This window comes from Pontibacillus salicampi (assembly GCF_042434395.1).
GTDB classification, from domain to species: domain Bacteria; phylum Bacillota; class Bacilli; order Bacillales; family BH030062; genus Pontibacillus; species Pontibacillus salicampi.
Genome location: NZ_JBHLTP010000004.1, coordinates 177412 through 189725, shown reverse-complemented (window position 1 = coordinate 189725; position 12314 = coordinate 177412). Strand labels below are relative to the sequence as shown.

The window sequence follows — 12314 nt, the reverse complement described above, 5'->3', positions numbered from 1 at the left end:
ATAAAAATACAGCATGCAGAAAAACAGAGGTTTTTCTGCATGCTGAAGAGAGAATAGCTCCTCTCATTTTTCCTACACTTATCAATTATTAGCGATTCGATTTGTAATATCCACTGTTCGCTTGGCCTGATGTTTAACTGCTGCTTCCACATCTTCCTGCATATTGCCCTCTCCATCTACGGTGACACTAGTACCATATGGATTTCCTCCAGCTGCAAATATGGAGTCATCAGAATAGCCTGGAGTTGCTACAATGGCACCCCAATGGAACATGGTTGTGTAAAGGTTTGTAATCGTTTGTTCTTGTCCTCCATGGGAGTTCTGAGCAGAAGACATAGCGCTTACAACTTTATCAATTAATTTCCCTTGGAACCAAAGTCCACCAGCGCCATCTAGCACGCTTTTAACTTGAGATGGAACGTTACCAAAACGGGTTGGAACAGAGAATATATAGCCATCTGCCCACTCTAGATCATCATTAGTTACTTCCGGAACATGCTCTGTAGCCTCAAGGTGCTTCTTCCAAGCAGGGTTTTGTTCAATGGCTGCTTGGGGAGCATTTTCAGGCACCTTCAGTAGTCTTACCTCTGCACCCGCTTCCTTGGCAGCTTCTTCTGCCCATTGAGCTAATTGATAGTTCGTTCCTGTAGAACTGTAATAAATTATCGCCATCTTTGTCATCGTCATCGCTCCTTTATTCATAAGTAAAACAACCGTAGCCTTTCAACAGTAACGGTTACCTATGATATATACCCAGCTGCACAATATTTCAAAACCAAGAATTTCAAATTCAAGGTATTTTTTTGTGCATATATTTTATGGAATGCAGATCTATTCCCAATATTTTCAAATAATTCCACCTTCGCCTTATGAAAGTATTCCTCGTACGAAAAAAAGCACGTCACAATACTAAGATAAAGCAACATGCTTAGGAAGTATCTATATTCTTAATAAAAATGAATTTGACCATCTCATCTACTAGAACGCTCTAAATATTATGTTAGAATCATGACAACCCATCTAGAAAAATACATTAATAACCTATAGGTCTTGGAAGTAAAAAACTATATTAATTATAACCCAATCCGATTGACCGTAAGAGCGGCATTCATATATGTTGCATCTCCGTCTACCCTATTAATTACAACAGTGATTATTTCTTGACTAGCAAGTCGAACTTGAATAGTCTTCCCTGAGAAATGCGTGCTTTCAAAAGTAGTATAATAAGTGAAATTTGAATTGGGTATTGGTATATCATTATTCCTGATATCCAATTCACTGAAAACTTGGTTTAGCGTGGTGACTTCCATACCAGCACTTATTTCGTACACTCCACCTTCTAGCACCTCAATACCGTTTGAAGTATTATCGAAAGAAGTTCTTTCTAAAGGTCCACTTACATTAAATAAGACACGTCCTTCCTCTAATAACCCACCACTACTTAAATAAAGTGACCCAAATGCTGGAGGTACCCCAGGACCTGGAGGACCGGCTGGACCTGAGGGGCCCTGAGATCCTTCAGGACCAGCGGGGCCTTGTGGACCTGGAGGGCCCGGTGGGCAATCACATTTAGACGGGAAGTAATTACAATCCTCCGGAGGTAAGAATGAGCTTTTGGGTAAATACCCTATTCCTTTTTTTAACTCTGGTAACTTTCTATTCTTAACATTCTTTTTCATTATACATACACCTCCACTCCTGTAACTACACTACTTCACTTTATTTGTCATCATAACTGGATGTGCTAGGGTGCAGTAATATTTTTTTATTCAAAAGATAATAAGTTCAAGCACAGTCATTACACAAAGGTTTTATGCCTCCATCTGTCCTTTTGTTTTCTGGATTTTCAATATGAAAAACAGTTGTTAACTTATCTCAATTCTCCATGACTGTCTCAGACAGCAGACCCTTTTAGCTTTACATTATCAGTAAACAACAGAAGATAAAATTCAGGAAATTCGGTATGTGTATAGGTTTAACTCATTCAGTTAAAACTCACAACTTATACATGCATTGCTTCCAACCATTCTCTTACCTTTTTAGCAAACGTATTAGAGGTACACTTCAGTTCATCCAACAGATTGGAGATGATGCCACAAACGATTTCCATACTTTATAACGTATGGTCTCTAGCTTTACTAAACAGTGTTTCTATAAACAATATGGAAAAGCCAGCAGTTGTATTTAGGCCCTCTAATTTAATCGTTGAGAATTTAGCTAATAAAGGAAGGAGGTAAGGAACATGAGAGCAAAAAAAATAGCTGACTAAATAGCCAGCTCGATTTCTAGGATTAAATTACTAATTCATAATATTGTGGGAAGGTCCAATAGGAATCTCTCCAACCTCTTTGTACTGCTAATTCTTCAAATGAGTTCGCATGACTATCAAAAAATTTTATAATAGCTTCTTCAATTTGTTCCTCATTTGGGTTGTATTGAAGCAATACCGGTTTAGAAAACCTCATTCCTTGTACAGAGCCTTCAATGATAACTGTCTCTTTTAACATGAATGTCCACCCCTTCTAATTATTTTCTACACTCGGTTGCTTGTCATTATAAATATAAAGTAATAAATGATTTCTTAGTATGTGCTTACCCCTTTGTACAAAAAATAATCTTGATTTCTAGCTATCTGCATATCAAGACACTTATTTAGGTCTTTAGTTCTATATGTTTTCTCTTAGTATGTAAAGTTGCCCAAAGCAAAATTACTTTAATGCCCACAATACATATGGATGCAGCAATGTATGTTGCTCTAGACCCAGTTGATGTCCATTTGGTAAGCTATATATTGCTAAAGTGAGTTAACGGAGGTCTGTACAATGAATGAGTATGAACAACTTAAAAAAGGGGAACAGGGTGCGTGGATAAGTATAGGTGCCTATCTCGTTCTGTCAGTTGTAAAGCTCTTAATTGCTTACAGCGGTAACTCTGAAGCACTAAGAGCGGATGGATTGAACAATGTTACTGACGTCGTCGCCTCCCTAGCGGTACTTATTGGCCTGCGTATCTCCAGAAAACCACCTGATCGAGACCACCACTACGGTCATTTTCGTGCCGAAACGATAGGCTCCCTCATCGCAGCTTTTATCATGATGACAGTTGGCTTGCAGGTCCTTTATGAGACTGTCCGTCAGCTTGTTTCTGGGTATGAACAACAGCCAGCCATGCTGACAGCCTGGACTGCTCTAGGTGCTGCGGTTGTTATGTTTGCTGTTTATCGATATAATTTAAATCTTTCCAAACGAATTAATAGCCACTCTTTATATGCCGCTGCACAGGATAATCGGTCCGACGCCCTTGTAAGTATTGGCGCATTTATCGGTATAAGCGGAGCCCAATTCGGTGCATTCTGGCTTGACCCTGTAGCTGGTTTTATTGTCGGGGTACTCATTTGTAAAACCGCTTATGATATTTTCCGTGATGCTTCCCATGCTCTTACAGATGGGGTGGATGAGCAATTATTAGATGATGTCAAACAAACCATCGCTCAAGACCCTGGGGTGAAACGGGTAGAGGATGTAAAAGCACGGTTACTTGGGAATCAAGTGCTTGTGGATGCAACAATCCATGTTGCACCAGATTTAAGTGTTAAGGAGAGTCATGATATTACGGATCGAATAGAGGAGACGTTAGAGGAAGTCCATCATATTAAGCATACTCAAATTCATATCGAACCATATAACGAAACAGGCAAACCCGTTTAAATAAGAATAGAGCCCGTTTTATTGACTAAGCATATTTAATAAAAGCAGATTGCCGATTACCGGCAATCTGCTCATTTGTATGGAAATATAATCTCTTTGCTCTTAGTATCAGCCTTTTATAGAGAAATGTTATTCAGCCCCTTTTCACAGCAGAAAAGGACACTCATTTGTTCATAAGACTCCATGAATCATTTTTAACAAAACATCATTTACAACCAATGAAGTTAATTCGCTTTAGAATAATTGATAGTCTCCAGTAATTTGTCCATATTCTTCCACCCGTACGCTGTTTCTTCGTACGTTCCTTTCCCAATGGTTACTTTTTCAGCTTCAATAGGGGCTGCTCCATATTTTTCGTAAAATCGTTTGTATGGATTTTGAGTTAATACCCAAACCAGCAAGGATGTGTACCCTTCATGAGCCATATTGTACACAAATGCGCTAAATAATCCACTGCCTATTCCTTTACCCTGGTAGTCTTCCAACAAGTATATAGCATATATTTCAGCATCAAAGCCATAATTTTTGGTTCGCTCTTTTCCACCCGAAATGAACCCCACAATATGATCCTCCACTTCAGCAACAAAGACCATTTGACCATTAATTTTTTTCTTCAGCACTGTTTCCCACAGGGTGATTCTGTTCTCCAGCGTTAAATTTTGCATATCCTGTTGTTCAATTAAATGTTGATAGGCTGATTTCCAGCTTGATACATGCACATTGGCAATTGCTTTTGCGTCTGACAGTTGGGCCTCTCGAATAACCATCGCTAGTTCCCCTTTCTATCCTTTCTCTATCTCCTATATGTATATGCAGTGAAGAATACCAATTTTGTGTATAGTTTAGAATTTTCCCCCCTAAAAAATAAAGCGCTTACATACATTCCTTTCTCTAACATAATACCTCTCCCTGTCCTTTTGCAACTATTTCATTTCGACAAAAAAAGAAACGCCACCTGGTGATGACGTTCCTAAGCTTTAATAACAAGAAAATGAAGCTATTTGCCTCGTATCAATTCCGTAATAAACCCATCTTTGCTGTCTTCTTCTCCAACGATAGCCGGCTACAGAGGTTCTGCCAATATATGTTGGATAATACCAGAAAGTTCTTCCATTATTTAAACGAATCCATGTGTACCGATACAAGCAGCCGTATAGTGCTCCCGGGTCTACTGCTAATACATTTGGTTGGCCACCAACACCTTGCTGCCCGATTGGCGGAGTAGAAGGTGGTGGTCCTGGTGGTGGTCCCTGAGGGCCTCCTTGTGGTCCGCCTCCCCCTTGACCTGGTGGAGGTCCAGGAGGTTGTTGACCTGGAAATCCGCCTCCAGGTCCGCCAGGAAAGCCACCTGGTGAACCGCTACCAGGAAAAAACATTTGCCCTAAACCACCTAACCATTGCTGACGTGGATCATACATCGGTGCGTTTCCCCTTCCCGAATGGAATTCCCTATACTATATGCAGAAGCCCAATCCATGTGACAAACGTCTAGAAAACGCTGTTCATTACAAAAACAGAAAGGATAGCACCAAGTACTACAATAATGGTATTTACCTTTATTACTGCTAGCACTACCGCTACGATTCCCCCTAGGATTCCAATCAATGGTTTACCCTCAATTACCGTTGTGATCCAAGGAAAAATTAAAGCTCCGAGTGCAGCATAAGGTATGGCATTCAGCCACCGACTGACCCATCTAGGATAAACCCACTTACCTATAACAAATGCTGGCAGAACCCGTGGGATCATAGTGACGAGAGCCATACCAATAATAATTAGCATCATGAAGCATCCTCCTCAGGTAGAAGCCAGATTCCGCTTGCACCAGCGCCAATCGTTGCAATAACAATGGACCATCCCTGATTACTGGTTAGCTGATAGGCGGCTACATTAATAATCATGGCAAGAAGAGCTATCATCCCTATTCGCCACTCCGCTTTCACAGATGGAACAAGTAACGCAATGAACATAGCGTATAGTGCGATTCCCATACTCTGACTTAGAGCATCAGGAATTACTTCTCCCAGTACCCCACCGGCAAATGAACCAACAATCCAAGCAAGATAGGAGATGATAATCATGGTGCCATAAAACCACATTCCCTCCTTCTGTCTTGCCTCCGAAGAGTTTAAGGAGGCTACAGAAAAGGTTTCGTCCGTTAAACCGAGACTAATGGGCACCTTCCATTTTAAAGGAGCCAGACGGAGACGTTCCATGATGGAAAAGCTCATTACAAAATGACGCAGATTTAATATAAATGTGGCTAATACAATTTCAGCAAAGAGGGCTCCAGCATTCATCATGCTAACCGCAACAAATTGAGCAGCACCAGCAAAGACAAGTACACTCATACTGGTTATTTCCAATAGACTAAGCCCAGCCTGTTTTGCCAGCACTCCATATGTAATAGCAATCGGCACATATCCAAACACAATGGGAAGTCCTGCAACTATTCCACGTTGGATAGCCTGCTGGACCCCTGAAGATACTGTTCTTTCCACCGTTTTTGTTTCCACCACTCAGTCCCCCTTCCTATGATTTTCATATATTATATACTATTTTTTTACATACTGAGAAGACCTGTTGTGAGAGTACAAAATATTTATATGTTGAATCCCTACTATTGCGTAATGATGACATCGTGGGATAGGTTCACATGTAATCGTTCCCATTTCTACACGTTCACTAATTCGTGAAGACCAATAAAACAGGCTAGAGCTAATGCTCTAACCTGTTTTATTGGTTAATTATTTTTCTTCTTTCCCAAAATCCAATTCTTTTTCCACCTCTTCGTTTACTGCATTAGGTCCTCCTAAAATATACACGTTCTTTACTTCAAGAGAATCATATGCTTCTTTAATGCTGTTTGGAACCTTGTCTGGTTTCACTAACAACGATACACCGTTATGCTTAGCGGCTAAAACAGCCCCTGCAAGGGCATCGGCAAATTCATCTCCTGTTGAAATGAAAGCAGTAGTGCCGGTGTTGTTCAGACCTTTGGCAATAGCAGCAGATGTTTCGTAACGATCTTTTCCACTGTAGCGTTTCGCTAATGGGAGGGTATCAAATATTTCCTTACTTACTACCCCTTCTCCCCCAGCGACAACCGTTTGGGAAATGTTACGCATCGCATTCTTGGTTGCCTTTGGCAGTTTATCTGCTTTTGTTAACAAGATTGGGTACCCATTTTTAGCGGCGTATGGAGCAATAGATAGAGCATCAGGGAATTTACTACCATTTACTACAATGGCCTTCTCTGAATTTCCATTTAGCTGGGCTGCAATATTCGTCGCTGTTTCATAGCGATCTGCTCCATTAATACGTTCTACCTCTATCCCTAATCCCTGTAGCTGATACGTAGTGTAGGTGGATATTGCATTGTTTCCTCCAAGCACAATCGCTCGTTTCGCACCTAAACGTTTAATTTCTTCCTGGACGGTTGGTAATAGTCGATCTGTATTCGTAAGCAAAATAGGTGCATTCTCCTTATGTGCAAGAGGTGCGCCTGCAAGTGCATCTGCAAAGCTATCTCCTCGTGCAATTACAACAGTATCAGACTTCTTCCAGCCTTGTTTTGATATTTCTACAGCTGTTTCATAACGGTCATCTCCAGCCAATCGTTTGTCCTCTGAAGATTCATCGCCACCATCTTCTCCATCATTAGCTTCCGTAATTTCCATTGTAATGGTAGCGTTCAGCCCTCTATAAGTTGCCTTAACCGTTGAAGTTCCAGCTGATATAGCTTGTACCATACCATCTTCACTTATCGTAATAGTTTCGTTGCTAGACGACCAGCTTGCTAGACTACCATCCAATGCAAAGGAGTTTCCATATAAATCGATACCGGTTAGATCTAAACGTTGCTCCTCTCCTACTTCCATTGCTCCCTCACCCTGTACGGTGATTTTTCCTAGTTTTACATCTTGAGGGTCCATAGCCTTTATTGTAATCGTAGAAGATTTCTCGCCACTAGTTGCTGTAATATCGGCCGTTCCTTCTTTTAACACGGTCATTTCTCCAGTATTATTTATCTTTACAACAGATTCATCACTAGATTCCCAGTCCATCGATACGTTAGGGAATTGGGTTAGTTCAACCATATAATTACTCGTCACTTCTCGGAAATCGCCATACAAGCTTAAAGAACGCTTCGTGCCGATGGCAATATTCATTTCATTATCCCTTAATGATTCATCTGCAATATACACTTCTGTTAACAGTGGGTTAAACTTATATTCAACCGAATCATCGGTAACATGTAACATCCCTGATCCTAATAGATTTCCTTCCTCATTGGAAACATAGCCTTTTGCTGCCGCATTTCCTGTTACAGTATAAGTGACCCCTTCTACTTCCCACTCCTGTAATAGGTGTAGATGGCCAAATAACACTTGAATATGGGAGGACGGGTTTTCTTTCTTATGATCTCCTAAAATCTTCTCTAATCGTTCAGCATCTTTTGGATTCATTTCATGTTTTGTACCAAAATCATCTCTTGTTACTACGTGGTTGTTTACTACCACGTTCTGTTTATCTGTTTGATCTAACACGTTCTCTAAATAGTGAAACTGGGTAGAATCAGAACCAGAAATACTTTGCCCATATGCCGAATTCAAACCAATAAATAAGGTATTTCCATATTCCACATGATACGTCGGGCTACCAAAGTTCTCAAAATATAAATCAAGATTGCCTTGGAAGCTCTCATGGTTACCAGGAACCATTAACAGTGGTTTATTAAGCATGTTGGCATATTGCATAGCTTGGTCATATTCCTCTTTGGAAGCTATGTCAACGATATCACCAACATGAAGAGCAAGTGGTGTATCCTCTTCAGCTACTCTTTGGAAAATTTCATCAGCGTAACGATTCCCTTGTGTATCCGGAATAACGGATACCTTGAAATTATTAGGATCTTCTGGCTGCTGAATGGATTGAATAGTTATTGTTCGCTCTATCTTCTCCATCTCATTTCCAGCTGTATCTTTAGCTAATATCTGAAGCGTGTGCTCCCCGTCCTTGAAGGGTGATGCTCCTAAAGCATAGCCATGTCCAGTTGCATCGTCATAATGAACCTTTAATTTCCGATCGTCGATCATGACTTGAATATCATCTTGTTTCACACCGCTTTGCACATCTTCTAGTTGAAAAGATACTCGTGGCGTATTAGATTGAACATTAACTGTTTCTGTCGGCGTCACATCCTGAATCGAAGGAGGTGTTGTATCTTCGCTCAAATCTACTGTAATAGTTTTCTCAAGACTAGGGACCGACATATTCCCATCGTTATCTTTTGCTTCTATTTTAATGATGTGTTTCCCCTCTGACAGGTTGTCTAACTGGATGCTTACCTTCCCACTAGAAGCATCATACTGATGAGAAACTTTCTCTCCATCCACTGAAGCCTTAATAGTACTTGCATCAACTCCTGAAAGGTTATCCTTAATAGTAGCAGACACTTCAAATGTGTCGGTGTACACCGTATTTTTGGAAGGCTTGATATCCGTAAATTCTGGACCATTGTAATCCTGCTCTTCATCTGTATAAACGAATTTAAGATCATCCAAATAGATAGCACCAGAATAGTCCTCTACGTTTTTATTCGTTTCCACTGCATACATGTAGTTAAAAACGATCGGTAACTCCCAGCTTTGCGGGATATCAACTTCAACATATTTCCATCCTGTCCAGTCCACTTCTGGAACAGCGTCTAATGTTTTGTTTGAACCGTTCACTTTAAAAATCAAACGTACCCATGGTGCTTTACCATCACCATATAACCAAAAGCCGAATTTCTTTGGCATAATATCCGTTTTATATGTTTCATACATCTTATCAGCTAATTCGTCAGACCAATTACTCCCCTTATACCAGTGAGGAATAATGTTTATCGTACCATTATACCTTCTAGCCCACTCACTTGAATCATAAGCAACCTTCAAGCTATGCTTCCCTGACTTCACATGTTCTGTCGAAAGAGAAGGGTTCCCATCAATTCCTCCATACTGATTTTCGTTGAACATAAATCCCGAAACGTGATACCCACTTACATCATATTCCTCAAAATCATCTATCACCTGCTCGGTTAATCCAACTACTATGTGTGTAGAAACCTCTTGTCCACCTATCTTTGCTGTAAGGTCTCCCTCTGCATTTTCTGCCGTAATAGTTAAAACGCCATCCTCATTAACAGTTCCAATGGAGGAATCCACGTTCCATTCCGCTACGCTGTTATCTAACAAAATAGTATTTCCATTAGAGTCGTAAGCATTTAAGTTAAGGTTCACTTCATCGCCTTGCTGAACAATTAAGTCGCCATTATGACGAAATTCCAGCTTATCAATCTCATCGGTCACCTTAACCTTTGCTGTTCCTGCAACACCGCCAGCTTCTGCAGTCACCTTCCCTTCCACCGACTTATTAACAGCAGTAAAAACGCCATCCGGGTTTATAGTTCCTGCATCAGTAGTCCAAGCGATATTTGTGAAATCGGGATGAAGAGGATGACCGTTTTCATCTATTACTCTAGCTTTAAAGGAATACTCGGCTTCTTTATATATTGTGATATCTTCATCTACGTACACGTTTCCTACCCTAGGTGACCTTTCAATAGAGGATGCAAATAATATGGCATTCGTAACAGGACGGGAACTGCCATCGCTAGGGTTACTCACCGTTACCAGATTAGAAGTCCCTGCTCGTTTTGCAATCATTTCCGTTGAGCCACCACCATCTAACCCAACAGCACTAACTGCGCCCATATCCTTCATTATTCTAGCTAGTTGAGGAATGGGTATCCCATCACTTTTATCAAAATTAGTGCTTGGTTGATCAATAGTTACTGCAATAACTTCATTGTTTTCCGTAACTCCAATAGCAGTACGTGCTTTTTCAGATGTTACAAGCGCTTTGCTGTAACTCTTTAATAATTCTTCTTCCGTTAATGCTTTTCCATCTTTGACTAGCCAGTTGTAGCCAGAAGAAGCTTCCATAACATCATTTGTAAGGATTCGTTCTTCTCCTTTATACAAATTAAAAGAAAAAGTGATTTTCTCCCCTTCTTGAAGCGTCTTCCTGACGATATCTCTTTTTTCGTTAAAGCCTGCTATGACAACTCCATTACTAGGAATTTTTATATTTTCTACAGAATCATAGATTTTTTCAATGGTACCCTGGTAAGTTTGACCTGCTTGCAATTGTTTTGGACTGTTTATCCCTTTTACTACTGCAAGCGATCCATCGTTTACGAAGTTCTCATCGCGATCCTGAAACTGTAGCTTTTGTGTTTGATTTAAATTTGGTGTGTAGACTGCTAGTTTATTAGCAGCATTTTCATTACGATTAAGAGAATCAATCTCAAAATGTTCATCCTGGTATTGAAGAGTTCCTTCCATTGCTAGCGTATCAACGAAAGCATTATTGTTTCCATCAACTCCAAATACAGGAAAAATATCAACTTGAGAATCGTAGCTATGATTGATTAAGAGTGATTGATTTTGCACTTGAAGGCCCATGTTAATTCCCGTTTGCATATTAAACATGTCACCATTCACACCAGCAATCACTTCTGTTCCTTGTAGCTTTTCTCGTTTCGCTTGTTTTAGAATTTCTTCCCTGGCAACTACACTGTCAAGTGCTTTAGATGTCGCCATATGAACATTTTCTTGATTCAAATCTGCCTTTACTACATTCATTCTTTCATTAAGGTTCCCCTCTTCAAGGTTAGAAATTTGAACCTCTTTGTAAGTAATACCTTTAGAAAGTGTTTCTTCTGTTAGCGTATCTCTTTTTTCTGGAACTTTCTTTGGAATTTCTACTCCCGTAAGAGTTATCTCTTCGCCCAATTGATCCTTAGCAAAAGCGAGAGCTTCTTTACGCATGTCTTTTCCTGCATCATCTTGTGTTGGGTTTCCAACATAGACAATATAACCATTTTCTGGTATATGTATATCTTTGATGTATCTTGCACCAGATTCTAGAGCTTCTCCAGCCGGATTCTCTACGGAAACCTTATTCCCGAAATAATCAATGTAGCTTTGAAGCTTGTCATTCTTTATGATTAACGTGACGCCCCAGCCTGCAACATTTCCTCCCCCATCAACAATGGTTAGTGAATCTCCTGTTTTCCATGTAAACAACCCAGCTCGTTCACCTGGAAACGGCGTCTTGGGAGTAGGATCCACATCGGATATTTCTAGTGCAGCTCCCTCTGCATTCTGAATATATTGACTATATTCAGGTGTAGTCTCGTTTGTAACACTTACACTTTCATTCGACGGTTGGGCATAGACAACAAGTGACAAATTCTGTACCAATAGAAGAAAAACGAAGAACAGTGCCGTACCTTTTTTAAATCTTCTCATGCTTCTAACCTCCCATATGATTTAACACATCTTTAAGTATAGGGAGGAAACATTGACGGAATATTATAGTTTCGTGTCTATATGTAAATGTATTGTTAACAAAAAAATATATAAATATATAATTTTTACATTCTGAGTAGTAATGTCATAGGAATTGTGTGGTCTATGTAGACAAAAGCCCTATCATTTATTAATTTCAGACAATGGCTCAGCCGGAATTTTACAAACTTCATGCTTATACAAC

9 protein-coding genes are annotated in these 12314 nt (G+C 40.0%); 1 reads left to right on the top strand and 8 read right to left on the bottom strand.

Going from position 1 to position 12314, the window contains the following annotated elements:
- Positions 1-81: 81 nt before the first annotated feature.
- The 3 genes from wrbA to ACFFGV_RS07580 form a co-directional block, all read right to left on the bottom strand.
- On the bottom strand, positions 82-687 hold the full coding sequence (wrbA, locus tag ACFFGV_RS07590) for an NAD(P)H:quinone oxidoreductase type IV (protein ID WP_377346480.1): 606 nt from the start codon (positions 685-687) through the stop codon (positions 82-84).
- A 386-nt stretch (positions 688-1073) separates the two neighbouring features.
- Positions 1074-1679, bottom strand: coding sequence for a hypothetical protein (locus tag ACFFGV_RS07585; protein WP_377346258.1), 606 nt, complete (start codon positions 1677-1679; stop codon positions 1074-1076).
- Between the two features lie 612 nt (positions 1680-2291).
- Positions 2292-2507, bottom strand: coding sequence for a hypothetical protein (locus ACFFGV_RS07580; RefSeq protein ID WP_377346256.1), 216 nt, complete (start codon positions 2505-2507; stop codon positions 2292-2294).
- 315 nt (positions 2508-2822) lie between these two features.
- Here ACFFGV_RS07580 and ACFFGV_RS07575 point away from each other — a divergent pair, with 315 nt between their 5' ends.
- The gene (locus ACFFGV_RS07575) at positions 2823-3707 is read left to right on the top strand and encodes a cation diffusion facilitator family transporter (RefSeq protein WP_377346252.1); all 885 of its coding nucleotides are present in this window, start codon (positions 2823-2825) and stop codon (positions 3705-3707) included.
- A gap of 224 nt (positions 3708-3931) precedes the next feature.
- Here the strand turns inward: ACFFGV_RS07575 and ACFFGV_RS07570 are convergent, their stop codons facing one another.
- The 5 genes from ACFFGV_RS07570 to ACFFGV_RS07550 all read right to left on the bottom strand — a co-directional run bounded on the left by ACFFGV_RS07570 (position 3932) and on the right by ACFFGV_RS07550 (position 12070).
- Positions 3932-4474 carry a GNAT family N-acetyltransferase gene (locus ACFFGV_RS07570; protein WP_377346250.1) on the bottom strand — a complete coding sequence of 181 codons (543 nt, stop codon included), beginning with the start codon at positions 4472-4474 and terminating at the stop codon, positions 3932-3934.
- Positions 4475-4684: 210 nt separating this feature from the next.
- The gene (locus ACFFGV_RS07565) at positions 4685-5125 is read right to left on the bottom strand and encodes a hypothetical protein (protein WP_377346248.1); all 441 of its coding nucleotides are present in this window, start codon (positions 5123-5125) and stop codon (positions 4685-4687) included.
- Positions 5126-5195: 70 nt separating this feature from the next.
- The gene (locus tag ACFFGV_RS07560) at positions 5196-5492 is read right to left on the bottom strand and encodes a branched-chain amino acid transport AzlD family protein (RefSeq protein ID WP_377346246.1); all 297 of its coding nucleotides are present in this window, start codon (positions 5490-5492) and stop codon (positions 5196-5198) included.
- Positions 5489-6223, bottom strand: coding sequence for an AzlC family ABC transporter permease (locus tag ACFFGV_RS07555; RefSeq protein WP_377346244.1), 735 nt, complete (start codon positions 6221-6223; stop codon positions 5489-5491). The genes ACFFGV_RS07560 and ACFFGV_RS07555 overlap by 4 nt, the downstream gene beginning before the upstream one ends.
- Positions 6224-6454: 231 nt before the next feature.
- Positions 6455-12070: a cell wall-binding repeat-containing protein gene (locus tag ACFFGV_RS07550; RefSeq protein ID WP_377346242.1), complete on the bottom strand. Its 5616-nt coding sequence runs from the start codon at positions 12068-12070 to the stop codon at positions 6455-6457.
- Positions 12071-12314 lie beyond the last annotated feature (244 nt).

What these genes read in the sequence shown, in the direction of transcription:
- ACFFGV_RS07575 (WP_377346252.1), top strand. Translation starts at nt 2,823, where the DNA reads ATGAATGAGTATGAACAACTTAAAAAAGGGGAACAGGGTGCGTGGATA.
- ACFFGV_RS07570 (WP_377346250.1), bottom strand. Translation starts at nt 4,474, where the DNA reads ATGGTTATTCGAGAGGCCCAACTGTCAGACGCAAAAGCAATTGCCAAT.
- ACFFGV_RS07580 (WP_377346256.1), bottom strand. Translation starts at nt 2,507, where the DNA reads ATGTTAAAAGAGACAGTTATCATTGAAGGCTCTGTACAAGGAATGAGG.
- ACFFGV_RS07585 (WP_377346258.1), bottom strand. Translation starts at nt 1,679, where the DNA reads ATGAAAAAGAATGTTAAGAATAGAAAGTTACCAGAGTTAAAAAAAGGA.
- ACFFGV_RS07550 (WP_377346242.1), bottom strand. Translation starts at nt 12,070, where the DNA reads ATGAGAAGATTTAAAAAAGGTACGGCACTGTTCTTCGTTTTTCTTCTA.
- ACFFGV_RS07565 (WP_377346248.1), bottom strand. Translation starts at nt 5,125, where the DNA reads ATGTATGATCCACGTCAGCAATGGTTAGGTGGTTTAGGGCAAATGTTT.
- wrbA (WP_377346480.1), bottom strand. Translation starts at nt 687, where the DNA reads ATGACGATGACAAAGATGGCGATAATTTATTACAGTTCTACAGGAACG.
- ACFFGV_RS07560 (WP_377346246.1), bottom strand. Translation starts at nt 5,492, where the DNA reads ATGATGCTAATTATTATTGGTATGGCTCTCGTCACTATGATCCCACGG.